22 protein-coding genes and 1 riboswitch are annotated in these 24,656 nt (G+C 73.8%); of the genes, 10 read left to right on the top strand and 12 right to left on the bottom strand.

All coding sequences use genetic code 11. The features are described 5' to 3' along the window. Positions 1-55: 55 nt before the first annotated feature. Together AB0873_RS16950 and AB0873_RS16945 are read left to right on the top strand one after the other, a co-directional pair. Positions 56-1,012, top strand: coding sequence for a hypothetical protein (locus AB0873_RS16950; RefSeq protein WP_366600654.1), 957 nt, complete (start codon positions 56-58; stop codon positions 1,010-1,012). Then, on the top strand, positions 1,012-1,950 hold the full coding sequence (locus tag AB0873_RS16945) for a hypothetical protein (RefSeq protein ID WP_366600653.1): 939 nt from the start codon (positions 1,012-1,014) through the stop codon (positions 1,948-1,950). The genes AB0873_RS16950 and AB0873_RS16945 overlap by 1 nt, the downstream gene beginning before the upstream one ends. Positions 1,951-1,994: 44 nt before the next feature. Here the strand turns inward: AB0873_RS16945 and AB0873_RS16940 are convergent, their stop codons facing one another. Further along, on the bottom strand, positions 1,995-2,846 hold the full coding sequence (locus tag AB0873_RS16940; RefSeq protein WP_366600652.1) for a menaquinone biosynthesis protein: 852 nt from the start codon (positions 2,844-2,846) through the stop codon (positions 1,995-1,997). A gap of 531 nt (positions 2,847-3,377) precedes the next feature. Here AB0873_RS16940 and AB0873_RS16935 point away from each other — a divergent pair. Both AB0873_RS16935 and AB0873_RS16930 read left to right on the top strand, forming a co-directional pair. Then, positions 3,378-5,144 (top strand): AAA family ATPase, encoded by a 1,767-nt coding sequence (locus tag AB0873_RS16935; RefSeq protein ID WP_366600689.1) that lies wholly within the window; start codon positions 3,378-3,380, stop codon positions 5,142-5,144. 193 nt (positions 5,145-5,337) lie between these two features. After that, positions 5,338-6,108 (top strand): VOC family protein, encoded by a 771-nt coding sequence (locus AB0873_RS16930; RefSeq protein WP_366600651.1) that lies wholly within the window; start codon positions 5,338-5,340, stop codon positions 6,106-6,108. 8 nt (positions 6,109-6,116) lie between these two features. Here AB0873_RS16930 and AB0873_RS16925 read toward each other — a convergent pair whose 3' ends face one another. The 4 genes from AB0873_RS16925 to AB0873_RS16910 all read right to left on the bottom strand — a co-directional run bounded on the left by AB0873_RS16925 (position 6,117) and on the right by AB0873_RS16910 (position 11,223). Next, a complete protein-coding gene (locus AB0873_RS16925) occupies positions 6,117-6,932 on the bottom strand; it encodes an ABC transporter ATP-binding protein (RefSeq protein ID WP_366600650.1) in 816 nt (271 codons plus the stop codon). Then, positions 6,929-8,032 (bottom strand): iron ABC transporter permease, encoded by a 1,104-nt coding sequence (locus AB0873_RS16920; protein ID WP_155329315.1) that lies wholly within the window; start codon positions 8,030-8,032, stop codon positions 6,929-6,931. The genes AB0873_RS16925 and AB0873_RS16920 overlap by 4 nt, the downstream gene beginning before the upstream one ends. 32 nt (positions 8,033-8,064) lie before the next feature. Next, positions 8,065-9,003, bottom strand: a complete 939-nt coding sequence (locus AB0873_RS16915; protein ID WP_366600649.1) for an ABC transporter substrate-binding protein — start codon at positions 9,001-9,003, stop codon at positions 8,065-8,067. Positions 9,004-9,114: 111 nt separating this feature from the next. Then, positions 9,115-9,176, bottom strand: a riboswitch (cobalamin riboswitch). A 169-nt stretch (positions 9,177-9,345) separates the two neighbouring features. Continuing rightward, positions 9,346-11,223 carry a M14 family zinc carboxypeptidase gene (locus AB0873_RS16910; protein WP_366600648.1) on the bottom strand — a complete coding sequence of 626 codons (1,878 nt, stop codon included), beginning with the start codon at positions 11,221-11,223 and terminating at the stop codon, positions 9,346-9,348. A 216-nt stretch (positions 11,224-11,439) separates the two neighbouring features. Between AB0873_RS16910 and AB0873_RS16905 the strand changes: the two genes are divergently transcribed. Next, entirely contained in the window at positions 11,440-12,792 is a 1,353-nt protein-coding gene (locus AB0873_RS16905; RefSeq protein ID WP_366600647.1) for a C39 family peptidase, read from the top strand. A 36-nt stretch (positions 12,793-12,828) separates the two neighbouring features. Here AB0873_RS16905 and AB0873_RS16900 read toward each other — a convergent pair whose 3' ends face one another. Genes AB0873_RS16900 through mqnE form a run of 3 tightly spaced genes read right to left on the bottom strand, consistent with a single transcriptional unit; the run spans position 12,829 to position 14,750 of the window. Then, entirely contained in the window at positions 12,829-13,095 is a 267-nt protein-coding gene (locus AB0873_RS16900) for a DUF4229 domain-containing protein (RefSeq protein WP_155329319.1), read from the bottom strand. A gap of 39 nt (positions 13,096-13,134) precedes the next feature. Continuing rightward, positions 13,135-13,557 (bottom strand): hypothetical protein, encoded by a 423-nt coding sequence (locus AB0873_RS16895; protein WP_366600646.1) that lies wholly within the window; start codon positions 13,555-13,557, stop codon positions 13,135-13,137. A 23-nt stretch (positions 13,558-13,580) separates the two neighbouring features. Continuing rightward, on the bottom strand, positions 13,581-14,750 hold the full coding sequence (mqnE, locus tag AB0873_RS16890; protein ID WP_366600688.1) for an aminofutalosine synthase MqnE: 1,170 nt from the start codon (positions 14,748-14,750) through the stop codon (positions 13,581-13,583). A gap of 241 nt (positions 14,751-14,991) precedes the next feature. Here mqnE and AB0873_RS16885 point away from each other — a divergent pair, with 241 nt between their 5' ends. The 4 genes from AB0873_RS16885 (at position 14,992) to AB0873_RS16870 (ending at position 20,654) form a co-directional block, all read left to right on the top strand. Then, positions 14,992-16,626 (top strand): NlpC/P60 family protein, encoded by a 1,635-nt coding sequence (locus AB0873_RS16885; protein ID WP_366600645.1) that lies wholly within the window; start codon positions 14,992-14,994, stop codon positions 16,624-16,626. 132 nt (positions 16,627-16,758) lie between these two features. Next, positions 16,759-18,060, top strand: a complete 1,302-nt coding sequence (locus AB0873_RS16880; RefSeq protein WP_366600644.1) for a hypothetical protein — start codon at positions 16,759-16,761, stop codon at positions 18,058-18,060. A 187-nt stretch (positions 18,061-18,247) separates the two neighbouring features. Beyond that, positions 18,248-19,894: a DEAD/DEAH box helicase gene (locus tag AB0873_RS16875; RefSeq protein ID WP_366600643.1), complete on the top strand. Its 1,647-nt coding sequence runs from the start codon at positions 18,248-18,250 to the stop codon at positions 19,892-19,894. Between the two features lie 130 nt (positions 19,895-20,024). After that, a complete protein-coding gene (locus AB0873_RS16870; RefSeq protein WP_366600642.1) occupies positions 20,025-20,654 on the top strand; it encodes a putative glycolipid-binding domain-containing protein in 630 nt (209 codons plus the stop codon). 80 nt (positions 20,655-20,734) lie between these two features. On the opposite strand, the gene AB0873_RS16865 is transcribed toward AB0873_RS16870, so the two are convergent. The 3 genes from AB0873_RS16865 to AB0873_RS16855 all read right to left on the bottom strand — a co-directional run bounded on the left by AB0873_RS16865 (position 20,735) and on the right by AB0873_RS16855 (position 23,396). Further along, positions 20,735-21,826: a PLP-dependent cysteine synthase family protein gene (locus tag AB0873_RS16865; RefSeq protein WP_366600641.1), complete on the bottom strand. Its 1,092-nt coding sequence runs from the start codon at positions 21,824-21,826 to the stop codon at positions 20,735-20,737. A gap of 22 nt (positions 21,827-21,848) precedes the next feature. After that, a complete protein-coding gene (locus AB0873_RS16860) occupies positions 21,849-22,712 on the bottom strand; it encodes an SDR family oxidoreductase (RefSeq protein WP_366600640.1) in 864 nt (287 codons plus the stop codon). Positions 22,713-22,937: 225 nt separating this feature from the next. Next, a complete protein-coding gene (locus AB0873_RS16855; RefSeq protein ID WP_155329325.1) occupies positions 22,938-23,396 on the bottom strand; it encodes an Lrp/AsnC family transcriptional regulator in 459 nt (152 codons plus the stop codon). A 268-nt stretch (positions 23,397-23,664) separates the two neighbouring features. On the opposite strand from AB0873_RS16855, the gene AB0873_RS16850 reads away from it, so the two are divergent. Further along, positions 23,665-23,931: a BldC family transcriptional regulator gene (locus AB0873_RS16850; RefSeq protein ID WP_130321259.1), complete on the top strand. Its 267-nt coding sequence runs from the start codon at positions 23,665-23,667 to the stop codon at positions 23,929-23,931. A gap of 68 nt (positions 23,932-23,999) precedes the next feature. Here the strand turns inward: AB0873_RS16850 and AB0873_RS16845 are convergent, their stop codons facing one another. Continuing rightward, the gene (locus AB0873_RS16845) at positions 24,000-24,629 is read right to left on the bottom strand and encodes a UbiX family flavin prenyltransferase (protein WP_366600639.1); all 630 of its coding nucleotides are present in this window, start codon (positions 24,627-24,629) and stop codon (positions 24,000-24,002) included. Positions 24,630-24,656: the final 27 nt, after the last annotated feature.

Genomic DNA, 24,656 nt, shown 5'->3' with positions numbered 1-24,656 from the left:
CGTCCGGACAACGCAGCCGGTCCCCCCGGCCCTGACATCTGGAGCTCACCCACTCATGCGATCCCGCGTGACCCTGGTGCTCGCCGTCGTGGCGGTCCTCCTCGGTGGTGCCCTGCTCGTGCCCGCCGCGTACGCCCGGCTCTCCGACGGCGACGGCGGCGGCGCGGGCGGCGGCGCCGGGAGCGTCGCGGCCCCCGCCCCCACCACGCCGCCACCGCCCACCCTGGCGGCCGCGCCGGTGTCGGTGGCCTTCACGGGCGAGTTCTTCTCCTGGGCCCTGATGGACCGCGAGAGCGGCAAGATCTCCGGCGCGAGGAACATGACCGCCACCAGCTCGACCGAGTCGATGATCAAGGCGTGGTTCGCCGCGGACTACCTGAACCGACTCGGCGAGAAGGCGCCCTCGGCGGCGATGAAGAAGAACATCACCACCGCCATCCGGGACAGCAACGACGACGCCGCGAACGCCCTCTACGCGGCGGTCGGGAAGTCGGCCACCATCAGCCGGATGATCAAGACCTGCGGCCTCACCGACACCAAGCCGGGCAAGGTGCCGGGATACGTCGGCTGGTGGAGCTTCACCCAGATGTCGCCCCGCGACGCGGTCCGGCTCGGCGACTGCCTCGGCGACGGCAAGGCCGCCGGGCCGAAGTGGACGGCGTACCTGCTCGACGAGATGAGCAAGGTCCGCGGCACGACCGCCGCCAAGGACCAGAAGACCCGCGCGGGCGGCGGCCGGTGGGGCATCATCGACGGCCTGCCCGAGTCGATCACCAGCCAGGGCCCGGTCAGCATGAAGAACGGGTGGACGAGGCTCAACTACGACGGCAACTGGCACGTCAACTGCCTCGCCCTGACCGACCGGTGGAGCCTCGCCGTCATGCTGCGTTATCCGCAGACGAGCGGTCTCGACTACGGCTCCCAGGTCTGCGCCAGCGTCGCCGCCCAGCTCGTCACCCCGCAGCCCGGCGCCGCGCTCAAGGTGCCGCAGCAGCCGGCCGGGAAGCTCTGATGGCCCGTCAGCGCCGCAGGAAGCGCGGCGCAGGGCCGGTCGGCGGGCTGATCCTGGTCGCGGTCGTCCTGATCGGACTCGTGGTCGTGTCGCTGCGCCTGCTGCCCGGCTCGCCGTTCGAGTCCCGGGCAGCCGCCCGGTGGGGCGAGCCGACCGTACCGGCGGACCGCGGGACCGGTGCGTCCGCCGACCGCCGTGACCGGCCCTCGCCGTCGCCCAGCCCGTCCCTGGAGCCGCTTCCCTTCGCGGCGCAGGATCTCGACGATCTCGGCATCGAGGGCTGGTACTCCTGGAGCGTGCTGGACCGGCGCACCGGCGAGATCATCGGCTCGGACAACATGGACGAGACCAGCACCACCGCGTCGCTGATCAAGTCCTGGATCGTGGCCGACTACCTGCGGCGCACCGCCGAGGCGGGCGACACGCCGAGCGACGCGAAGCTCGCCGACGCCACGAAGATCATCCGGGACAGCGACAACACGCGTACGCAGAAGTTCTACAACAGCCTCGACGGGTCGGCCTCGATCGAGCGGCTGCTGTCCACCTGCGAGCTGACCGACAGCAGCGTCGCCAGTGACGGCGGCTGGAGCCGGACGAACCTCTCGCCCCGCGACACCGCCCGCCTCGGGGCGTGCATCGCCGACGGCCGCGCCGCCGGGCCGGAGTGGACGGAGTGGCTGCTCGACGAGATGCGGCTGGTCCGCGGCACCGGCGACTTCGGCATCCGCAAGGCGTTCCCGGCGGCCGAGCGCAAGACCATCGCAATCAAGAACGGCTGGGTCGACCGCACCCGCGAGCAGGAGAACCACGTCAACTGCCTCGCCATCGGCGACACCTGGACGATGGGCGTGATGCTGCGCTACCCGATCGAGAAGGGCTACGAGTACGGCATGCAGAACTGCCAGAAGATCACGGCAGCCCTTCTGGTCCGCCCGTAGCGCGCCGAGGCCCTCCGCCGAGGCCCTCAGCCCCGCCGGGAGCCTCAGCCAGTGAAGAAGGCCGGGCCGGTGGCGGGAAGTTCGGGGGTGGCGCCGCTGGCGGCGGCGCGGCGGGCGAACTCGCGGACACCGGAAACCTGCCGGTCACCCAGGCTGAAGTCGAGGACGCGGAAGTAGGTGGCCAGGGTCGCCGCGTCGAAGGGCTCCCAGCGGGCGCCGGCCTCGGCGACCTGGTCCAACTCTCCGAGGCAGAGGTCCCGGGACCGCAGGAACGCCTCGTGGACCTCCTTCACCAGGCCCGGATGGGCCGCGGCGAAGTCCCGGCGTACCGCCCAGACGGCGAAGACCATCGGCAGCCCGGTCCACTCGCGCCAGGCCTGTCCGAGGTCGGTGACCGTGAGGCCACCGCGGGGGGCCTCGTACATGGCGCGCAACGCCACGTCCCCGATCAGCACGCCCGCGTCCGCCTCCAGCAACATCTGGGTCAGGTCGGGCGGGCAGCGGAAGTACTCCGGGTTCACCCCGTACCGCTCGGCCAGCAACAACTGCGCCAGCAGCACGCCGGTCCGCGACGTCGACCCGAGCGCGACCCGGCCGTGGTCGAGGTCGGCCAGTGGCCGGGTGGACACGATGTTGACCGACAGCACCGGACCGTCGCTGCCCACCGCCAGATCGGGCAGGAGCAGCAGGTCGTCGGCGTGCTTCAGGTACTCCACCAGCGTGATCGGGCCGATGTCCAGGTCGCCGGCGACCAGGGCGGCGCTCAGCCGGTCCGGCGAGTCCTTGTGCAGGTCGACGTCGATCAGGGCGCCGGAGCGCATCAGCCCCCAGTAGATCGGCAGGCAGTTGAGGAACTGGATGTGCCCGACCCGGGGGCGCGCGACGTGCTCGACCATTACCTGACCGTATCCCCCGCCACCCGGACCGGCGCGCCGGGCGGGGTGGGAGTGGCCAAGACCGCAGCCACCGGCCGCCCGCTACCGGCCGGCGAGTCCGTAATTCGATGGAGCGCCCCGGTCGTGCGGCGTAGGCTTGCAGGCCGCTTGACGGCCGAGGTGAGCTTCGCACCGCACCGGACGTCCCCGCGCCGGGCGCCGGCCATCCGCCCCCGGACACGCGAGCGATCAGCGATGACCGCAAGGGAAGTCACCGTGACCGCAGCCGACCTCGCTCTCGACCAGGACCTCGCCGCGGAGCGCGAACACCTGGACACCTCCCGCGCCGCCCTGCGGCGGATGCGCGAACGCGCCGAGGCGCTCTTCGCCACCGGTGACAGCGTCGCCGGCGACGCGTACACGGCCGAGCAGCTCGGCCGGCACCTGGCCCGGCGGGTCGCCGAGCTGGCCGACGACCCGACCACGCCGCTGTTCTTCGGCCGGCTCGACTTCGGGGACGCCGACCGGGACCACGCCGGGCGGCGCTACCACGTGGGGCGGCGCCACGTGACCGACGACCGCGGCGAGCCGCTGGTGCTGGACTGGCGCGCCCCGGTGTCCCGGTCTTTCTACCGGGCCAGCGCGCGGGACCCGCAGGGCGTGGCGGTACGCAGACGGTTCGGGTTCAACAGCGGGGTGCTGACCAGCTTCGAGGACGAGCACCTGGACCGTGGCGAGGAGCTGGGCACGGCCAGCCGGATCCTCACCGCCGAGATCGAGCGCCCCCGCGTCGGGCCGATGCGGGACATCGTCGCCACCATCCAGCCCGAGCAGGACGAACTGGTCCGGGCCGACCTGGCCGACTCCATCTGCGTGCAGGGGGCACCGGGCACCGGGAAGACCGCCGTCGGCCTGCACCGGGCCGCGTACCTGCTCTACCTGCACCGGGAGCGGCTGCGGCGCTCCGGTGTGCTGATCGTGGGGCCGAACCGGGCCTTCCTGTCGTACATCGCGGCGGTCCTGCCGGCCCTCGGTGAGGTGGAGGTCGAGCAGGCCACCGTGGAGGACCTGGTCGAACGGGTGCCGGTCCGCGCGGTCGACGACCCGGCCGTCGCGGCCGTCAAGCACGACGCGCGGATGGCCGACGTGCTGCGCCGGGCGGTGGCCGCGCACGTCGGCGAGCCGACCGAGCCGATCGTGGTCTCGGACGGCTCGTTCCGCTGGCGGATCGGGCTGGAGCCGCTGCACCGGGTGGTCGGGGAGACCCGCCGGGAGGGGCTGCCGTACGCGGTCGGCCGGGAGCGGGTCCGCGCCCGGGTGGTGGGCCTGCTGCAGCGGCAGGCGGAGGCCCGGCGGGCCGAGTCACCGAGCGACGCCTGGCTGCGCCGGACGGCGAGATCCCGGCCGGTGACCGCCTTCCTCGACGAGGTCTGGCCGGCGCTCACCCCGGACGGGCTGCTGCACGAGCTGTACGCCGACCCGCAGCGCCTGGCCATGGCCGCCGACGGCCTGCTCACCGCCGAGGAGCAGGCCCTGCTGGCGGCGTCCGGGACCAGGTTGGGCCGCACGGCGAGGGCGACGCGCTGGACGGCCGCCGACGCGGTCCTCGTCGACGAGGCCGCCGGCCTGATCGAGCGGCCGGCCGGCTACGGGCACGTGGTGGTGGACGAGGCGCAGGACCTCTCCCCGATGCAGTGCCGGGCCATCGCGCGGCGCAGCGAGCACGGCTCGATCACCCTGCTCGGCGACCTCGCCCAGGGCACCGCGCCGTGGGCCGCCCGGGACTGGCGGGAGACGCTGCGGCACCTGGGCAAGCCGGACGCGGTGGTGGTGCCGCTGACCGTCGGCTTCCGGGTGCCCGCCGCCGTGGTCGCGTTCGCCAACCGGCTGCTGCCGTCGCTCGCGGTCGACGTAACCCCGGCCGAGTCGCTGCGTCGGGACGGCACGCTGGACGTGCGTACCGTCGGGGAACTGCCGGCGGCGACGGTGGCCGAGGTACGGGCGGCGCTCGCGCACGACGGCTCGGTGGCCGTGATCGCGGCGGACGCCGCGGTCGACGGGCTGCGGGCGGCGCTCGCCGGCGCCGGGATCGAGACCGCGACCGCCGACGACCCGACGGCCGCCGCGCGCGTCACGGTGGTGCCCGCGACGATGGTGAAGGGCCTCGAGTACGACCACGTCATCGTCGTCGAGCCGGCGGCCATCGTGGCGGCGGAGCCCCGCGGCCTGCACCGCCTCTACGTGGTGCTCACCCGGGCGGTGTCCCGGCTGGCGGTGCTGCACACCGCGCCCCTGCCCGCACCGCTGGTGGGTGACTAGGGAGTTCACCGGCGCGGCTTCGGCGGGCGTCGTCGCCACTCCGCGCGGGGTCGGGGGCGGGTGGCGCGGAGGTGCGCGGGTCGCCGGTTCAGTTGACGTTTCGCCCGTTCGTACGCCGGACCGGGCACCGGCGGTGCCACGATGCCGACAGGGCGCGCCGCCGGTGGCCGTCCCCGGGCCGAGAGGGGTCGACGTGAGCACCGTCCCGTCGGGTACGCCGTGCTGGACCGACCTTGCCACGCCGGATCTCGCCGACGCGCGGCGCTTCTACCCGGAGCTGTTCGGCTGGACCGGACAGATCGCGCCGGAGCCGGAGGCGGGCGGCTACACGGTCTTCCTCCTGGACGGCCGGGCGGTGGCCGGGGCGGGGCCACCGGCGATCCCCGACCAGGTGCCCATCTGGTCGGTGTACGTCGCCACCGACGACGCCGACCTGGTGGCCGGGCGCGTCGAGCGGGCCGGTGGGCAGGTGGTGGTGCCGCCCTTCGAGGTGTTGGACCGGGGCCGGATGGCGGTGTTCAGCGACCCGGCGGGCGCGACCTTCAGCGTGTGGCAGCCGATGGCGATGCCGGGCGGGGAGGTCTTCGGTGTCCCCGGCGCGATGAGCTGGACCGAGCTGGTCACCCCGGACCCGGACGGCGCGAAGGTCTTCTACGAGCTGGTCTTCGGCTGGCACCCGGACGGTCAGGCGGGGGAGTCGGCCGCCGCCCACACCGCCTGGCGGCTCGGCGCCCGGATCGTGGCCGGGATGACCGTGCCGCTGGGCGACTTCCCGGCCGACACGCCCGCGTACTGGTCGGTCTACTTCGGGGTGGCCGACGCCGACGCGGCGGCCGCCCGCGCCGCCACCCTGGGCGGCTCGGTCCTGGTGCCCCCGCGCGACATCCCGGCCGGCCGCTACACCGCCCTCCGCGACCCCCAGGGAGCCCTCTTCAACACGATAGCCCTGCCGCCGCGACCCTGACCGTGGCGTCAGCGGCGGACGGGGACGACCAGCGGGCCGTGGTCGCCCTCGACGACCTTGACCGTGGCGCGGTAGTGGCGGGACAGCAGCTTTTCGGTCAGGACGTCGCGGGGGGTGCCGGTGGCGGCGACGCGGCCGTCGGCGAGGAGCACCATGCGGTCGGCGTACTCGCCGGCGATGGAGAGGTCGTGCATGGTGGCGAGCACGGTCAGGCCGTGCTCGCGCCGGAGCTGGTCGACCAGTTCGAGGACCTCCTGCTGGTGGCCGATGTCCAGGGCGCTGGTCGGCTCGTCCAGCAGCAGCAGGGTGGCGCCCTGGGCGAGCGCCCGGGCCAGGAAGACCCGCTGCCGCTCGCCGCCGGAGAGGGTGGCCAGCTCCCGGGTGTGAAAGCCGGCCAGGTCCAGCCGGCCGAGGACGTCGTGCGCGGCGGCCACGTCGGCGGCGGACTCCCGGCCCAGCGGCGGGATGTAGGGGGTACGGCCGAGCAGCACGTAGTCCAGCACCGACATGCCGGGCGGCACCACCGGGGACTGCGCCACGGTGGCCACCACCCGGGCCCGGTCGCGGCGGCGCATCGCCTGGATGGGCGTACCGAAGAGGGTGACCGCGCCCGGGGCGGGCAGCAGGCCGCCGACGGCCCGCAGCAGGGTCGACTTGCCGGCGCCGTTGGGGCCGATCACGGTGACCCACTCGCCGGCGGCGACGGTCAGGTCGACACCGCCGAGGATCGGCACGCCGTCCAGACGGACGTGCAGGGCACGCACCTCGACGGCGGGCGCCCCGGCGCCGGCGGGCAGGTCGGAGCCGCGCGGTGGGCCGGTCATCCGAGCATCCGTCGCGTGGTGCGCAGGACCAGGACGAAGAACGGGCCGCCCAGCAGGGCGGTGACCACACCGATGGGAATCTCCTCCGGGGCGGCGGCCGTCCGGGCCACCACGTCGGTCAGCGCCAGGAACGCCCCGCCGAAGAGCAGCGACAGCGGCAGGATCACCCGGTAGCTGGAGCCGGCGAGCAGCCGTACGGTGTGCGGGACGATGATCCCGACGAAACCGATCAGCCCGGACGCGGAGACCGCGGCGGCGGTGCCGAGCGAGGCGGCGACGATCAGCAGGTACCGGGACCGTTGCGGGTGCAGGCCCAGGCCGGTCGCCTCGTCGTCGCCGACGGAGAGCACGTCCAGCTCGCGGCGGTGCATCAGCACCACCACGGCGGTGAGCAGGAAGTACGGCAGGACCAGCCGGACGTCGTGCCAGCCGGCGGTGGCGAGCCGCCCGAGCAGCCACGAGTAGACCTGCTGGATGTTGTCCGAGTTCTGTTGCAGCAGGTACGTCTGCCCGGCGGAGAGGAACGCGGAGACGGCCACCCCGGCCAGGATCAGCGCCGCCGGGGAACGGCTCCGGCCGCCGGCGGCGCCGAGCAGGTACGTCATGACGACCGCCCCGATCGCGCCGACGAACGCGGCCAGCGGGACGGTGACCGGCAGCCCGGTCAGCGCACCGCCGGCACCCACCCCGGCGGTGATCACGACGGTGACCGCGAGACCGGCCCCGGCGGCTGCGCCGAGCAGGTACGGGTCCGCGAGGGGGTTGCGGAACACGCCCTGGTACGCGCCGCCGGCCAGGGCGAGCAGTCCCCCGACCAGCAGGCCGAGCACGGCCCGGGGCAGCCGCAGCTCGGTGACGATGGCGATCTCCCGCTCGGTCAGCCCGCTGTCGAGGCGTACCCCGGGAAGAAGGTTGAGCAGCTCGACCGCGACGCTGCCCGGCGGCAGGCTGACCGGGCCGAGCGACACGCCGGCGACCAGCGCGACCACCACCGCGGCCACGCCTGCCACGACCCACCGCGCCCGCAGCCCGGCCGGCCGGGATACCTGCGGCGCCCCGGCCGGCCGGAAGGAAGGGCCCCTTGTTAACGCCTGCTGCATGGAAAGGGTCCCCTGTTAACGCCGCGAGAGCGTCACGCGGGCACCTTGGCGGTCGCGTCGATGATCGTGCGCAGCAGGTCGACGACGCGCGGGCCCCAGCGCGAGGCGACGTCGTCATCCAGCGCGACGACCTGGTTGTTCTTCACCGCCGTGATCGCGGCCCAGCCGGGCCGGGCCTTGACCGTGTCCGCGCTCTGCTGGCAGCACTTGGTGTCGGCGAGGAAGACGAAGTCCGGGTTCGCCTTGACGATGACCTCCTGGGAGAGCTGCGGGTAGCCGCCGCTCTTGCCGTCCGGGTCGGCGGGGTCGGCGATGTTCTCCAGCCCGGCGAGGGTGTAGAGCGAGCCGATGAAGGTCCTGCTGGTGGCCGTGTACAGCTCCGGGCCCAGCTCGTGGAAGTAGGTGAGCTTCTCGGACCGCTTGGGCAGGTCGGCGACCAGCTTCGCGATGTCGTCCTTCATCCGCTTGACCACGTCGGCGGCCTCGGCCGGGTGCCCGGTGAGGGTGCCCAGCTCGGTGATCTGGCGGTAGGTGTCGTCGAGGGTGGTCGCGGCCGGGGTGAGGAAGACCGGGATCTTCAGCTTGGCCAGCTGCTCGACGACCTTGTTGCGGTCGTCGGAGAGCACCACCAGGTCGGGGCTCTTGGCGGCGATGGCCTCGGCGTTCGGCTGGAAGCCGGACAGATCGGTCTTCGGCGCCTCGGCCGGATAGTTGGAGTTGTCGTCGACGGCGGTCACCTGCTTGCCGGCACCGACCGCGAAGAGCATCTCGGTGGCGGTGGGCGACAGCGAGACGATCTTCTCCGGCCGCTGGTCGAGGGTGAGCGAGCCGACCGTCACCGGGTACGAGGCGGCGGCCGACGGGCTGCCGCCGGCCGCGGGGGTGTCGGAGGTCTTCTCGGCGCAGGCGCCGAGGGCGAGCGCGGCCACCGCGAGGGTCGCGGCGAAGAGCCGGGGGGTACGTCTGGACATCGGTCCTCCTGTCGGTCGAGGAGCGTGGTGCTTCGCCGACAGGGAGCGGGTGCGCCCGTCCGCGAGGCGCCCTTCCTCGAGAGCGCGATTCGCGACCCCCAGCGCAGGCGACCTGGCTCGTCCCCGGATCTCGGGGCATCACAGTTGCGGGACAGCGCCGGTTTCCCACCGGCTTCGCTGCGGGGTGGTCGTAGTGCCTGTCCGCACGGGCCGGGTGGCACGTGGGAGGACAGGCACTAGCACGGTAGCGCACGCTCCGGACCGCTCTCGCCGCTGGCCGCGGGCCTGTGACGAGAGGGGGTCGGGGCCCCGCCGGGGGCGGGACGGGGCCCCGATCCGTTCTCAGGAGGCGGTGATGGTGAGGTTGTCCACGGCCGCCTCGACGAGGCTCGCCCCGGAGGCGTCCGCCGCCTCCACGTGGATGCGGACGGACTGCCCGGCGTACGGGGTCAGGTTGAGGTTCGCCACCGCCCAGGAGCCGTTGCGGTTGGTCGCCGCGCCGGCCTGGTTGAGCAGGGTGGTGGTGCCGCCGTTGTGCACGACGCTGACCCGCAGGTAGTCCGCGGAGGACGCGTTCGAGCCGTGTGCCAGGTACCAGGCCAGCGACAGCGTCAGCGTGCCGCTCGACGGCAGGGTCACCGCCGGGGAACGGGCGCTGGTGACGCCGCCGTCGATGTCGTAGTCGCCCGCCCCGGCGCCGGCCAGCCGGCCGGTGACCAGGTCGTTGCTGCCCGCGTACGGGGTGAGCTGCTTGGCCCCGCTGGAGGTGGTGGCCTGTGCGGCGCCCCGCTCCCACTGGCCCGTGGTGGCGGTGTCGGTCCCGTTCGGGTTGATCGTCCAGCCGGTCGCGGTCTCGAAGGTGTCCGACCAGACCGTGGTGCCGCCACCGCCGCCGCAGTACTGCGCCTGCTTGTTGATCGCCCGGTACGGGCAGTCGGCGTACTCGGCGAGGATCAGCACCGCGTCGCGGTTGCGCGAGGTCTCCCGCCCGATTACCTCGTCGGGCGGGTAGAAGCCGCCACCGGAGGCCGAGCCCGGGTACATCTCGAAGGTGTACGCCCAGATGCCGTGCTGCCCCCACATCCAGTCGATGCTGGTGCCGTCGGCGATGTAGAGGTCGCTGGACTGCTCCGGGGTGTAGCCGTTGGTGGCCGCCATCTGCTGGCCGATGGTGGCGAAGGTGTTGTACTGGTCGGTGGTCATGCCCGGGGCGGTGTTGTTGTACGTGTAGCCGAACGGCCACAGCACCAGCTCGGAGTAGGTGTGGAAGTCGATGTTGGTCTTGATCTGCTGCACGCCGCCGACGACCCGGCTGTTGACGAAGTTGCGCAGCGCGCTCGTCTCCGGCGCCGAGAACGGCGACGGGCCCCGGTAGGTGTCCGACGAGGTGGAGCCGGACGAGCCCCCGCAGCAGCCCCACTGGTAGGACCAGTTGCGGTTGAGGTCGGTGCCGACGTACGACGAGCCGCTGTTCGGCTGCCGGTTCTTCCGCCAGGACCGGTACGAGCCGGTGGCCACGTCGTACTCGCTGCCGTCCGGGTTCACCGTCGGCACGATCCACAGTTCCCGGCTGTTGACGACGCTGGTGATCCGGGAGTCGCTGCCGTAGCTGTCGGTGAACAGGTTGAGCAGGTAGACCGCCATCTCCACGGTCAGGTGCTCGCGGGCGTGCTGCTGCGAGTTGAAGAGGATCTCCGGCTCGCTCTCGTCGGTGGCGACGTTGTCGGAGATCTTCACCGCCATCAGGTCCCGGCCCTCGTGGGAGCTGCCGATGCTGATCTTCCGGGCGATGGTCGGGTGGTCGGCCACGACCTTGTTCACGACCGCCGTCAGCTCGGCGTAGTTGTGGTAGTTCGAGTCGGCGGGCGGGAAGTCGAGGGTGCCGATCTCCCCGTCGGCGGCGCCGCGGTCGGTGGGCAGTGCGGCGATCGCCTCCAACCGGAAGCCGAGCCGGGTGATGGCGGCGGCCTCGGCGCGGGTGGCCGAGACGTGCAGGACACCGTGCTCGGAGTAGTCGATCGAGGCGCCGGTGCGGGCGACCGCGCTGCGGTCGGCGAGCGTACGCGGGCCGAGCACCCGGTAGGGCACGGCGGCCGGTTCTCCGGAGCGGTCCGGGGCCGGTTCCGCGGAGACCGGCGGCGCGGCGAGGGTGAGCAGGCCGAGCCCCGCGGCGATGGCGAGGGCGAGGCGGCGGCGGAGGGTGGGGGTGCGGAAGGCCATGGACAACCTCCTGGGAGGCGCGGGAGATCTTTCCCGCTCGGTGGAGCACACTCCACCACCCGTCACATGGTCATATCAACATCCATCCATCTCTACTTTCCATGTCAGCCGGATCCTCATCCCGGCAAGGATTTTCTATCCACCAACCTATGGCGAAACTTACTTCCGAGCGGGACACTGACCGGCAACGATGCCCACCTCTCCCGTGGAGTACCGATGCCCAGACCACGCCTCCGCGCCGCCGCACTCGCCGGCCTCACGGCGCTCGCCCTCCTCGGCACGACGACACCCGCCCACGCGACGCCGGTCGCGGCACCGGCCGGCCGGCCGTCCGTTCACGACGAGCAGATCACCTTCCACGAGTGGTCGCGGTACCCGGACTGGCGTCGGGGCAGCCACGCCGGAACCCGGGCCGTGCCCGGCGCACGCCCCGGCCTCACCCTGGCCCGCCCGGCCGGCACCACGCAGTACACCGACCCGCACACCGGCGTCACCCGCACCTGGGAGTACGCGACCTGGACCTCCCCGTCGACGCGGGTCGGCTTCGACGCCAGCGAACTCGTCGCCTCGTGGAACGCGGACACCCCGGCCGGCACCTGGATCCAGATCGAGCTGCAGGGCACGTACAACACCGGTGGGCAGACCCCCTGGTACGTCATGGGCCGGTGGGCCTCCGGCGACGCCGACATCAAGCGCACCAGCGTGAACCGGCAGGGTGACCCCTGGTCGACCATCTGGACCGACACCTTCAGCATCGACGACGCCGACGCCGGGGTGCTGCTGCGCTCGTACCAGCTGCGGCTCACCCTCTACCGGGCGCCCGGCCAGCAGGCCTCGCCGCTGGTGCGCACGCTCGGCGCGATGAGCTCCTTCGTCCCGGACCGGTTCACCGTCACGCCGAGCGCCGGCGGCATCGCCTGGGGTGTCGAACTGCCGGTGCCGCGCTACTCGCAGAACGTCCACACCGGCCACTACCCGGAGTACGACGGCGGCGGCCAGGCCTGGTGCTCCCCCACCTCCACCACCATGGTGATCGAGTACTGGGGCCGGAAGGCGTCCGAGGAGGACACCGCCTGGGTGGACCCGACATACCCGGACCCGACGGTCAACCACGCCGCCCGGATGGTCTACGACTACACCTACGACGGCGCCGGGAACTGGCCGTTCAACACCGCGTACGCCGCCAGCTTCCCGGGCCTGGAGGGGCGGGTCACCCGGCTGCACTCGCTGGACGAGGTGGAGCGCTTCATCGCCGCCGGCATCCCGGTGGTGACCAGCCAGTCGTTCCTCGCCAGCGAACTGGACGGGGCCAACTACGGCACGTCCGGGCACCTGTTCGTGGTGGTCGGGTTCACCGCCGACGGTGACGTGATCGTCAACGACCCCGCCTCGTCCAGCAACGACGAGGTCCGCAACGTCTACCAGCGGGAGCAGTTCGAGCAGATCTGGCTGCGGACCAAGCGGATCAACGCCAGCGGCGGCGTCTCCGGCGGCTCCGGCGGGGTGGCCTACCTGATCAAGCCCGAACGTCTGCCCTGGCCGCACGTGCCGGGCAGCACCAACTGGTGACGGACCCCGGCCGGGAGGGCGCCGGCGCCCTCCCGGTCAGGGGTTGTTCCTCGGCTCCTCGTCCTCGCCGGCCAGGGCGGACCGGAGGCGTTCCTTCTCGGAGCGGCGCCGCTCGGCGGCGGCGGCCATCTCCTCGGCCATCTCGTCCCGCCAGCCTCTCAGCAGGAAGAAGGAGGCGGCCGCCGAGAACACCAGGGCCAGCATCAGCTTGAGGAACAGGTTCATCTCGACGAACCAGAGGGCCGCCAGCACGATGACGAACAGCCCGATCCGGCCCAGCGTGTACTTGACCGCCGCGCTCATCTGCGTACTCCGTTCTCCGCCGCCGGTCGGGCGGCGGCCTCAGCCCGTCCGGCGGGCCAGCCACCGTACGCCGGGGAACCACACCACCGCGTACGCGACGGTGAAGGCCGCCGCGCCCAGCGCGCCGGACAGCAGCGGCGGCAGCCCGGCGGCCAGGCCGGCCACCACCAGCCCCGCCGTCACCGCCACCGCGCCGGCGGCCAGCGCGGTCACGATCCGGGCGGCGCCGAACTCCCAGGCGCGGAAGTCCTCCCAGTAGAGCCACACCGGCAGGATCACCGCCAGCCACCCGTTGGCCCGGCCGAACTCCCCGGCGCCGAACAAGGCGAAGGCCCAGTCGAAGAGCACCACCGCCAGCAGCCCGACGACCAGGCCGGCCAGACTGACCCCGAGCAGATCGCCCAGGGTCAGGATGCGCCCGTCGGCGTCGCGCCGGGGAAAGCCGCTCTGCTGCTCGGTCATGGCCCTACGAGGGTACGCGGCGCTCAGGCCCAGACCTGCTGCGGCTCGGCACGCCGCTCCGCCAGCGTCGGCGCGGCGTCGTACTCGCGCACCACCTCGTAGCGGGTGTTCCGCTCGACCGGGCGGAAGCCGGCGTCCCAGATCAGGTGCAGCAGGTCGTCGCGGTGCATGGTGTTCGGCGTGCCGTACGCGTCGGCGTCGTGGGTGATCTTGTATTCCACGACCGAGCCGTCCAGGTCGTCCACCCCGAAGTTCAGCGAGAGCTGGGCCACCGACAGGCCGTGCATCACCCAGAAGCACTTCACGTGCGGGACGTTGTCGAAGAGCAACCGGGAGACGGCGAAGGTCTTCAGCGACTCGGCCGGCGACGCCATCGTCGTGCGGGCCTGGATCCGGTTGCGGATCTTGCCGTCCGCCGAGTCGACGAAGTCGTGCTGGTAGCGCAGCGGGATGAAGACCACGAAGCCGCCGGTCTCGTCCTGGAGCTCGCGCAGCCGCAGCACGTGGTCGACCCGGTGCCGGGGTTCCTCGATGTGCCCGTACAGCATGGTCGACGGCGTCTTCATGCCCTTGCTGTGCGCCAGCCGGTGGATCCGCGACCAGTCCTCCCAGTGGCAGGCGTGGTCGACGATGTGCTGCCGGACCTCCCAGTCGAAGATCTCCGCGCCGCCACCGGTCAGCGACTCCAGGCCGGCGTCCATCAGCTCGTCGAGGATCTCGTCGGCGGAGAGGCCGCTGATCTTCTCGAACCACTGCACCTCGGTCGCGGTGAACGCCTTCAGCTTGACGTTCGGCAGGGCGCCCTTCAGCTCGCGCAGCACCTTCGGGTAGTAGCGCCAGGGCAGCGTCGGGTGCAGGCCGTTGACGATGTGCAGCTCGGTGAGCTGCTCGTCCTCCATCTCCTTGGCCTTGCGGACCGCCTCGTCGATGCGCATCGTGTACGCGTCCTTCTCACCCGGCTTGCGCTGGAACGAGCAGTACGCGCAGCTCGCGCTGCACACGTTGGTCAGGTTGAGGTGCCGGTTGACGTTGAACATCACCCGGTCGCCGTTCAGCTCGGTGCGGCGGTGGTGCGCCAGCCGGCCCAGCCAGGCGAGGTCGTCGCACTCGTAGAGCGCGATCCCGTCCTCCCGGGTCAGCCGCTCGCCGGCGTACACCTTCGCTTCGAGCTCACGCTTGAGTCCGGCGTCCATGTCCAGCCACGTCCCTTCCACCTGCGGTCCCGATCGAGCCTACGTCGGCCGGCCGAACCGCCGGCAGCGCGGTCGGCGGGCAGCGACGCACTTCACCGCGTTCTCAGCGACCCGTAACCCGGCGACACATCGACATCGCTGCCCGCGTGCGGTAAGACAGGGTGGGGCGCGACACACACCACTGGTAGCGTCCTGGCGCCACGCGCACCAAGCGCGGCAACAGCACCGGACGGGGAGCGGAATGGCCGACAGCAGGTACGGACGACGGCCGGGTCGACGGAGTCCGGTGATCTCACCGGTGCTCCGTCCGAAGCTCTGGTCCGCCCTCCTCGGGGCCGTCGCCGCCGCCGTGCTGTGCACCCCCGCCTACGCCGAGCCGGCCCTGCCCACCACCGTGCCGGACGCGGGCGCCCGCCCGGTCGTGTCCGGCCCGCTCAGCCTGCCCGGCGGCGTGCCGCTCGTCCCCACGCCCGGTGCCGTCGGCACGCCCGTCACCAACCTCGTCAACGGCCCGCTCGCCGCGCAGATCTACGCCGCCGAGGCGCGCGTCGGCCAGCTCGGCGACGAACTGCTCCTGCTGCGGCAGAAACGCACCGAGGGCGAGGCGCAGCTCGTCACCGCCGAGCGGGACCTCACCCTGGCGCGGGACGCGCTGGCCCGGGCCCAGGAGCGGGCCGACAGCGCCGTCGCCGACGCGATCAAGGCCGCCGCGGCGCTGCCGCCCGCCGAGTTCGCGACCGACCTGCACGACCTGAGCCAGCTCTCCCGGATCACCCGCGGCGAGGAGGTCGAGGGCGGGGACACCACCGCCGCGACCCGCGAGCTCAACCGGGCCCGCACCGGCGAGCAGGCCGCCCAGCAGGCCCTCGCGGCCGCGCAGAGCCGGGTGCAGGGCGCCCGCACGGCGTACACGGCGGGCGAGCAGGCGCTGCGCGCCGAGGAGGTGAAGCTCGCCAAGCTGCGCACGGACAACGCGGCGCAGCTGATCGAGCTGGAGCGCCAGCAGGAGGCCGCGGAGCAGGCCCTCGGCGCCGGCTACATCGCCGACGAGACGGCGAACGGGCTGGCCGCGCACCCGGTCGCGGTCAAGGCGCTCGCGTACGCAAAGGCACAGCTCGGCGACCCGTACCTGTGGGCCGCCGAGGGTCCGGACCGGTTCGACTGCTCGGGCCTCATCTGGGCCGCGTACCGGTCGGCCGGCTACTACGACCTCCCGCGGGTCTCCCGCGACCAGTACTTCGCGACCCGGCACCGGTCGGTGGCCCGCACCGCCCTGCTCCCCGGCGACCTGCTCTTCTTCGCCTCCGGGTCGAGCTGGACCAGCATCCACCACATCGGGATGTACGTGGGCGGCGGCAAGATGATCCACGCCCCGAGCACCGGCGACGTGGTCAAGATCTCGACGGTGCGCTGGTCCCGCCTCTACGCGGCCACCCGGGTCGTCGGCGGGGTCCCCGCGCCGACCACACCGCCCCCGACGCCGGCCACACCGGCCTCCCCGACGCCGCCGGCCACGCCCAGGCCGACCCCGTCGACCACGACGTCGCCCAGCACGTCCCCCTCGCCGTCCACCTCGCCGTCCACTTCACCGTCCACCTCGCCGTCCACCTCGCCGTCCACCTCGCCGTCCACCTCGCCGTCCACCTCGCCGTCCACCTCGCCGTCGGCGACCCCGTCCGGGTCGGTCTCGCCGACGCCGTCGCCGACGCGCAGCACGCCCACCCCGCAGCCCGGCGCCCCGTCGAGTCCCGCGAGCGAGCCCTCGTCACCGTCGCCGGGGACGACGACCAGCCGCGCCGTCCCGACCACGGCGGCGAGCAGTTCGACGCCGTCGACCAGCGCCTCGGCCAGCGCGTCGGCGAGCACCGGCAGCTGACGCGACGCGTACGGGTCGCCGTCCGGTACCGACTCCGGCTGTGCGGTCGGGTCGGAATGTGGCACGGTGAGACTCAGGCACGCCCGGTCCGCCGTCACGGATCCGGGTGCGAGCGTGGCGCGGAGGGCGAGCATGGCCGAGCAGAACGTCCCGGTGGATCCGTCCGCCCCCGACCTCACCGGCCAGTCCGGCGAGCCGGGCGGCGACGTCCCGGGAACGACCTCCGTGCCCGACTCCGCCGGGGACCTCCCGACCCCCGACGCAGACGAGGCCCCACCCTGGTCGGCGGCGTCCGCCGCCACGCGTGGGCGGGTCAGCGTCGCCACCGCGGTCGCCCCGCCTCCGGGCGGCGTGGTCCCGAGCGCCACGGCCGCGACGACCTACCGGGCGACCGGCTCCGCCGCCGTACCGTCGCCGGGGGTGCCCGGCCAGCGCGCCAACGCTTCCGACCCGGACAGCGGACGGGCACCGGCCCCCGACGAGCCGGACGCGCCCGGCCCCCGGGCGGCCGACGACACCGGACCGGACGACGCCCGGGACGGCGGGCACGCCGACGGGGTGCCCGAGGACGGTGGGGCCGCGCGGGCCAGCGTGTCGGTGCCCGGGGCGAGCCGGGTCTCGGCCGTCGAGGCGGCGGCCATCCGGTCGGCCACCGGGGAGGCGCGGATCTACCGGGCCGGGCCGGTCAACCCGGAGCCCCCCGAACCGGCGCAGCCGCCGGAGCCGGCGCAACCGCCCAAGCCTCCGGTTCCGGAACCGGAGCCGGCGCCCGCGCCACCCGTCCCCGGGCCGACCCCGCCGTCGCCCACCCCACCGGTGCCCGGCCCGACGCCGCCCGCCCCGGGTCCGTACCCGCCCGGCCCGATTCCGCCGCGACCGACGCCCGGCCCGGTCCCGCCCGTGCCGGGCCCGCCCGCGCCGCCACCCGGCCCGCCGGTGCCCGCGCCCCCGCCACCGCCCGGCCCGATGCCGTCGCCCCCGTTCCCGCCGCCGCCCGCGACCTCCTGGTCCGCCGTGGCGGCCGGGCAGCCGGCACCGCTCACCGGACGCGCCGCCGTGCCGGCACCGCCGGCGGTTCCCGGCCCGCGCGACGCCGCCGGCAGTCCGCCGACCGCACCCGCGGGCGGTCCGTGGGCCGGCCGGCCGGACCGGCACGAGGGCGATCTGGGCTCGATCTACGGCGCCGGATCGGACGGCCCGGGCTTCGCCACCGTCGCCTTCCCGGCGAACCCGCTCGAGACGTCCGGTTCCCTCACCGGGCACATCCTCGCCCAGGGCTGGACGGAGACGCCGGCCGAGGAGCGGTCCAGCCACGCCCGCGTGGTGCTCGTCCTGGCCGTGTCGGTGGGGCTGCTGGTGGCGATCAGCGTGCTGGTCGTCCTGCTCGCCAACGACGCGATGGACGGGCTGGTGGGCGACATCCTGAGCCGGTGAGGGCCGGGTGAGCCGCCCCACTACGGCTCCGCGACGACGTGGCGGTCCGGGCGGACCGCCGTACACTGGTGGAGATCATTGACCCGGCGCGCCTCAACGCGCGCCCATGGGCGGTCTTGCGGGCGATCCGGCGGCGTGCAGCCGCGGCGGGCCATCGCGAAGATGCGCCCCGCTCGAAAGGCCTTTCTTGACCACCTCGTTCGACCCTGGCACGACCTCGTCCGCCGCCGACACCACGATCGACTTCGCCGCCCTCGGGCTGCCCCAGCCGCTGGTCCGGGCCCTGTCCCGGCAGGGCATCACCACGCCGTTCGAGATCCAACGCGCCACCATGCCGGACGCCCTGGCCGGCCGCGACGTGCTCGGGCGCGGCCAGACGGGCTCCGGCAAGACCCTGGCCTTCGGCCTGCCCCTGCTGGCCCGGGTGGCCGACCGGCGACCGGCCCGGCCCCTGCACCCGCGCGCCCTCGTCCTGGTGCCGACCCGCGAACTCGCCATGCAGGTCAACGACGCCCTGCTCCCGCTCGGCAAGGCCGTCGGCGTGTTCCTCAAGACCGCGGTCGGCGGCGTGCCGTACGACCGGCAGATCGACGCCCTGCGCCGCGGGGTGGAGGTCGTCGTGGCCACCCCCGGCCGGCTCGGGGACCTCATCGACCGGGGCGTGTGCCGCCTCGAGGACGTCGAGGTCACCGTGCTGGACGAGGCGGACCAGATGGCCGACATGGGCTTCCTGCCCGAGGTGACCGAGCTGCTGGCGAAGACCCCCGCCGACGCGCAGCGCCTGCTCTTCTCGGCCACTCTGGACGGTGACGTGGACGCGCTGGTCAAGCGGTTCATGACCGACCCGGTGACCCACTCCACCGCCCCGCCCACGGCGGCCGTGTCCACCATGGACCACCACCTCCTGCTGATCCCGCCGCACGACAAGTTCCCCGTCGCCGCGTCCATCGCGGCCCGGGAGGGGCGCACGATGGTGTTCGCCCGTACCCAGCTCGGCGTCGACCGGCTGGTGCAGCAGTTGGCCGCGGTCGGCGTACGGGCGGGGGGCCTGCACGGCGGCAAGACCCAGCGGATGCGCACCCGCACCCTCGCCGAGTTCCGCGAGGGCCGGACGAACGTCCTGGTCGCCACCGACGTGGCGGCGCGCGGCATCCACGTCGACGGCGTCTCGCTCGTGCTGCACGTCGACCCGCCGAAGGACCCGAAGGACTACCTGCACCGGGCGGGGCGTACCGCGCGGGCGGGCGAGTCCGGCGCGGTGGCGACCCTGGTCCTCCCGAAGCAGCGGCGCACCACCCTCGCGATGCTCGAGAGGGCCGGCGTCGAGCCGGCGCAGACCCGGGTCCGGGCCGGTGATCCGGCCCTGGCCGAGTTGACCGGCGCCCGCGAGCCGAGTGGCGTCCCGGTCCGCGACGAGCCCGAGCCGCGCCGCCCCTCCGGTCCGCGCCGCCCGGCGTACCGGGGGCACGGCGAGCGCGCCGAGCACGGACGGTACGGCGAGCGCGGCGACCACCGGCGGTACGGCGAGCGCGGCGACGACCGGCGTTCGGCCGGTGGCGATCACCGACGCTTTGGGGATCGCACCGACGACCGGCGCTTCGGCGAGCGCGGCGACGACCGGCGCTTCGGCGAGCGCGGCGACGACCGGCGCTTCGGCGAGCGCGGCGACGACCGGCGCTTCGCCGACCGTGGCGAGCACCGCCGCTTCGGCGAGCGCGGCGACCACCGGCGGTTCGACGACCGCCGCCACCCGGGCCGGCCGGCCGACGGCCGCTCGGAGCGGCGACCGGGTGACCGGCCCTTCGGTGGTCGCCCCGCCGCGGGCCGGCACTGACGCACCGGACCTGATCGGATCCGTCGGGGCGGCGCTCCGGCCGTCGTGCCGACGCCACCCGGCGGATCCGATCACCGGCCGCGCCGCCGACTGCGCTGCCCGGCCGCGCCGGGTCGCGTAGCGTCGGTTCATGCCGACCATGCCGAAGTCGTTCCTCTGGACTCGGACCGACACCGCCGGCGCCGAGCACGCCCTCGTCGACGACGGGCAGGGGTTGACGGCGCGGGGCACCCAGGTCGCCGTGGACCCGATCCCGTACACGTGCCGGTACCAGCTCGGCACCGATCCGGACTGGGTCACCACGAGCCTGGTCGTGGAGGCCGAGGGGTCGGGCTGGCTGCGCAGCGTACGCCTGGAACGGGCGGTCGACCGGTGGCGGGTGACCACGGCCGAGCAGGGCGACCTGGACGCCGCGCTGGCCGCCGCCGATCAGCCGCCCGCCGGCCTGCCGGGCACCGACGACCCGGATCGCCTGGCCGACGCCCTCGACGTCGACCTGGGCGGGTCGGCGCTCTTCAACACCCTGCCGGTACGCCGGCTCGGCCTGGCCGGCGGGCCCGCCGACACGCCGCACCGGATCGCGGTCGCCTGGGTGCTGGTGCCGAGCCTGGTGGTGGTCGCCGCCGAGCAGGTCTACACCGGACTGGGCCCCGGCCGGGTGCGTTTCACCAGCGACACGTTCACCGCCGAACTGGACGTGGACGGCGACGGGTACGTGCTGCGCTACCCGGGACTCGCGGAGCGGGCCGCGCCGCGCTGACCGGAATTCCCCCGGGCTCGGCGGGCGCTGAACAGGCTGCCCGGCGTTCCCGGGCCGTGCCGCGTCGAGCGGGGCTGCTGTCAGGCGGGCCAGGCGCCGTCGGCGAGGAAGCGTTCGACGGTGGCCAGGTGCGGGGCCAGGTCGAGGCCCTGGGCGGCGACCCAGTCGTCGGCGTAGTAGGTGTCGGCGTAGCGGTCCCCGGCGTCGCAGATCAGCGTGACGACCGAACCGGTGCGGCCCTCGGCCAGCAGCTCGGCGATCAGCCCGAACGCGCCCCACAGGTTGGTCCCGGTGGAGCCGCCGACCTGCCGGCCGAGGACGGCCGAGCCGGCCCGCATGGCGGCCAGGGAGGCGGCGTCCGGCACCTGCACCATCCGGTCCACCACCGACGGCAGGAAGGACGCCTCGACGGTGGGCCGGCCGATCCCCTCGATCCGGGAGCCGCGTCCGGTGCGCACCGACCAGTCGGCGGCCTGCCACGCCGGGTAGAACGCCGAGTTCTCCGGGTCCACGACGCAGAGCTTGGTGGGCAGCCGCCGGTAGCGGGCGTACCGGCCGATCGTGGCGCTGGTGCCGCCGGTGCCGGCGCCGACCACGACCCACGCCGGTACGGGGTGCCGCTCCAGGGCGAGCTGGAAGAAGATCGACTCGGCGATGTTGTTGTTGCCCCGCCAGTCGGTGGCCCGCTCGGCGTACGTGAACTGATCCATGAAGTGGCCGCCCGAGTCCTCGGCCAGCCAGCGCGCCTCGACGACCACCTTGGCCGGGTCGTCGACCAGATGGCACCGACCGCCCTGGAACTCGATCTTCGCGATCTTCTCGGGGGACGTGGAGGCCGGCATCACCGCGATGAACGGCAACCCGAGCATCCGGGCGAAGTACGCCTCGGAGACTGCAGTCGACCCGGAGGAGGCCTCCACGATCGTGGTGCCGGGCCCGATCCAGCCGTTGCAGAGCCCGTACAGGAACAGCGACCGGGCCAGCCGGTGCTTCAGGGAACCGGTCGGGTGCACCGACTCGTCCTTGAGGTAGAGATCGATCCCCCACTCCCGGGGCAACGGGAACGGCAGCAGGTGGGTGTCGGCGGACCGGTTCGCGTCCGCCTCGACGGTGGCGATCGCCTCGGTCACCCACCGGCGGCTGGCCTCGTCGCACCGGTCGAGATGAGTCACCCGGGAAACCTAGCAAGCCTGGTCAGTACGGCCCGCCGCCGGTCCGGCGGCGCTGCCGGCGCTGACCGGCCCGGCCGACGGCCATCACCGCCGGCAGGAGCCGCAGCGCCGCGCCGGGCAGCGCGTCGAGGAGGCGGACCTGCGCGCCCCGCCAGCGCGGGACGGCGACCACCGGGCGTGGCCGCCGGGCCAGTCGCGCGGCCCGGCGGGCCACGCGTTCCGGCGTGAGCAGCGTCCCGGTGAACGAGGCGGCGGCGCCCGGGTCGTCCAGCCGGTCGTGCAGCATCGGCGTCCAGATCCCGTCCGGGCACAGGCACGACACGTGTACGTCCCGGTGCCCGGCCAGCCTCAGGTCGGCCTGCGTACCGATGCTGAACGCGACGAGGGCGTGCTTGCTGGCCGCGTAGACGGTCTCACCCGGGGCGGCCACCAGCCCGGCGAGCGAGACGACGTTCAGCACGTGCCCGTGCCCCTGGCTCCGCATGACCGCCAGCGCCGCGAGGGTGCCGTTCATCGCGCCGAGCGTGTTGACCTCCAGCACCCGGCGTCGGGTCGCCGCGTCGTGCTCCCAGGACGGGCCGGTGACGAGGATTCCGGCGTTGTTGACCCAGAGCCCGAGACCGCCGCGTCCGGCCGCCTCGGCCGCGACGTCGGCACAGGCCGCCTCGTCGCGGACGTCCAGCGCGCGGGACCACCCGCCCAGCGGTGCCGCGGCGGCGGCCACCGCGTCGGGGTCGAGGTCGGTGAGGAGGACCGGCCACCCGTCGGCGTGCAGCGCGGCGGCGATGGCCTGCCCGAGTCCCCCGGCCGCGCCGGTCACCACGGCGGCGCCGGGGACGGTGGCGGCACCGGTGGGGTGGCCCGCGCCGGTCGTCGGGATGGTCATCGGCGCACGCTACTACCGCCGGTCCGGTTGCCGCCAGAGCCGCGACGACGACGCTCCTCCGTGCCGGTCGGGACGTTGTCCGGCTCCTGTCGAGCTGCCCTCGTGGACGGGGCGGCGACGCCGGCCCGGACAGGCCGACGTGGTCGCACCGACGGGGGCAGCTCGACAGCGTCCGCTTCGGGGTCGCCGGCCGGGAATTGGGGAGGTGGACTGCGGGCGACCGGGTCAGGCAGGCGGTGGGGCGACGGGCTGGGGCCGGTTCTCCCACTTGGTCGACAGGGCGATCGAGGTACGGGTGGACGCCACGCCCGGGGTGCGGTTCAGGCGCACGATGAGCGCCTCCAGCTCGGCGATCGTCCCGACCCGGGCCTTGAGCAGGAACGACTCGACCCCCGCCATGAAGTAGCAGGACTCGATCTCGGGGATGGCCCGGAACGCCTCCAGCACGTCGTCGGTGTCCGCGGCCGAGTCCTCGACGATGCCGATGATGGCGGTCACGCCCAGGCCGATCGTCTCCGGCTCCACCTCGGCCCGGTACGCGCGGATCACGCCGCTGGACTCCAGCTTGCCGACCCGTTCGTGCACGGCCGGGGCGGAGAGCCCCACCTGTCGGGCCAGCTCGGCATAGGAGAGGCGGGCGTTGCCGCGCAGCAGCTCAACGAGGCTCAGGTCGATCGCGTCCACGGACTGTAGACCCTAGTCCCACGGTGGTCACGCCGAGTGCGCGGTCCCGGATGAGCATACCGAGCGTAATTGTTCACGAACCAGTCGTGAAGACGGACGTTCGCGGGTAACATTTCCTAACTTCCCACTCAGTGGGTTTTTCGCGTTTGGCGGACAAGCCAGGTCGCCGGTGCTGTAATTGCCATACGTCCCTCATGACGGCTCTGGGCTCGCACCGGCCGGGGGCAGTGTGTTCAGCCGGGGGCTTCGTCGACGCGAGGAGGGGGCTGTGGACACTGGAGATCGCCTGCTGACACCGGGTGAGGTCGCCGCGCTGTTTCGGGTTGATCCCAAGACTGTGACGAGGTGGGCGGCGGCGGGCCGGATAGGCAGCATCCGGACTCCAGGCGGGCATCGCCGGTTTCGGGAATCCGAGGTGCGGGCCCTGCTCGAGGGGGAGGGCATGTTGGACGAGGCGGAGGACATGGGCAAGCCACGCAACGCGGGCCCTACCGCCTCGACCGGTTCCGGCCCGGCCAACGCCGGGATGTACTGAAGCGGTGTGACGTCGCGCGGACCGGATCCTGGCAACCGGTCCGCGCGCCGATCGGACCGGCGCGCGCTTCACTCGCGCGCCGCGCCCAACTCGCCCGACCAGCGGCGGAAGAGCGTGTGCGGTACGCCCAGGGCGTCCAGCACCTTGCCCGCGACGAAGTCCACGAGTTGAGCGGCGGAGGCCGCCGCTCCCGCCCCGTAGAAGCCGGGGCTGGCCGGTAGTACCACCGCACCGGCGTCGTGCAGGGCGATGAGGTGCTCCAGGTGGCTCCGCGTCACGGGCGTCTCACGGGGGACCACGACCACCGGCCGGCGCTCCTTGAGGTTGACCTCGGCCGCCCGTTGCAGCAGGTCCTTGGAGAGGCCGATGGCGATGCCGGCGCAGGCCGCCGTGCTCGCCGGGACCACCGCCATGCCGCGTACCGGATACGAGCCGCTGCTGGGCCCGGCCGCCAGCTCGCCCGCCGGCCAGTGGCGGACGTCGGCGCCGACGAGGTCCTGCCCCAGCCAGGCGGCCAGGTCCTCGGCCCAGTGCCCGTCGCGGAACGACCGACCGGTCTCGTCGAGGATGGTCAACCGGGCGGCCCGGGAGACGATGAGGTCCACCGGTTCGCCGGCGTCGAGCAGCGCCCGGACGACGGCGGCGGCGTACGGCGTGCCGGACGCCCCGGACACCCCGACCACCCATGGTTCGCGCATGCCTCCAGCCTGCCTGGTCGTCGCCGC

It is taken from the genome of Micromonospora sp. NPDC047707, from assembly GCF_040704235.1.
Lineage (GTDB): Bacteria > Actinomycetota > Actinomycetes > Mycobacteriales > Micromonosporaceae > Micromonospora.
Note: the sequence above shows the minus strand (reverse complement) of the source record. Positions and strands in the feature narration are given on the sequence as shown.

Excerpts from the sequence above, each read along its gene's own strand:
- mqnE (WP_366600688.1), bottom strand. The coding sequence starts at position 14,750 with ATGGACGCCGGACTCAAGCGTGAGCTCGAAGCGAAGGTGTACGCCGGC.
- AB0873_RS16910 (WP_366600648.1), bottom strand. The coding sequence starts at position 11,223 with ATGGCCTTCCGCACCCCCACCCTCCGCCGCCGCCTCGCCCTCGCCATC.
- AB0873_RS16870 (WP_366600642.1), top strand. The coding sequence starts at position 20,025 with ATGCCGACCATGCCGAAGTCGTTCCTCTGGACTCGGACCGACACCGCC.
- AB0873_RS16945 (WP_366600653.1), top strand. The coding sequence starts at position 1,012 with ATGGCCCGTCAGCGCCGCAGGAAGCGCGGCGCAGGGCCGGTCGGCGGG.
- AB0873_RS16925 (WP_366600650.1), bottom strand. The coding sequence starts at position 6,932 with ATGACCGGCCCACCGCGCGGCTCCGACCTGCCCGCCGGCGCCGGGGCG.
- AB0873_RS16880 (WP_366600644.1), top strand. The coding sequence starts at position 16,759 with ATGGCCGAGCAGAACGTCCCGGTGGATCCGTCCGCCCCCGACCTCACC.
- AB0873_RS16900 (WP_155329319.1), bottom strand. The coding sequence starts at position 13,095 with ATGAGCGCGGCGGTCAAGTACACGCTGGGCCGGATCGGGCTGTTCGTC.
- AB0873_RS16915 (WP_366600649.1), bottom strand. The coding sequence starts at position 9,003 with ATGTCCAGACGTACCCCCCGGCTCTTCGCCGCGACCCTCGCGGTGGCC.
- AB0873_RS16920 (WP_155329315.1), bottom strand. The coding sequence starts at position 8,032 with ATGCAGCAGGCGTTAACAAGGGGCCCTTCCTTCCGGCCGGCCGGGGCG.
- AB0873_RS16905 (WP_366600647.1), top strand. The coding sequence starts at position 11,440 with ATGCCCAGACCACGCCTCCGCGCCGCCGCACTCGCCGGCCTCACGGCG.
- AB0873_RS16950 (WP_366600654.1), top strand. The coding sequence starts at position 56 with ATGCGATCCCGCGTGACCCTGGTGCTCGCCGTCGTGGCGGTCCTCCTC.
- AB0873_RS16860 (WP_366600640.1), bottom strand. The coding sequence starts at position 22,712 with ATGACCATCCCGACGACCGGCGCGGGCCACCCCACCGGTGCCGCCACC.
- AB0873_RS16895 (WP_366600646.1), bottom strand. The coding sequence starts at position 13,557 with ATGACCGAGCAGCAGAGCGGCTTTCCCCGGCGCGACGCCGACGGGCGC.
- AB0873_RS16940 (WP_366600652.1), bottom strand. The coding sequence starts at position 2,846 with ATGGTCGAGCACGTCGCGCGCCCCCGGGTCGGGCACATCCAGTTCCTC.
- AB0873_RS16845 (WP_366600639.1), bottom strand. The coding sequence starts at position 24,629 with ATGCGCGAACCATGGGTGGTCGGGGTGTCCGGGGCGTCCGGCACGCCG.
- AB0873_RS16885 (WP_366600645.1), top strand. The coding sequence starts at position 14,992 with ATGGCCGACAGCAGGTACGGACGACGGCCGGGTCGACGGAGTCCGGTG.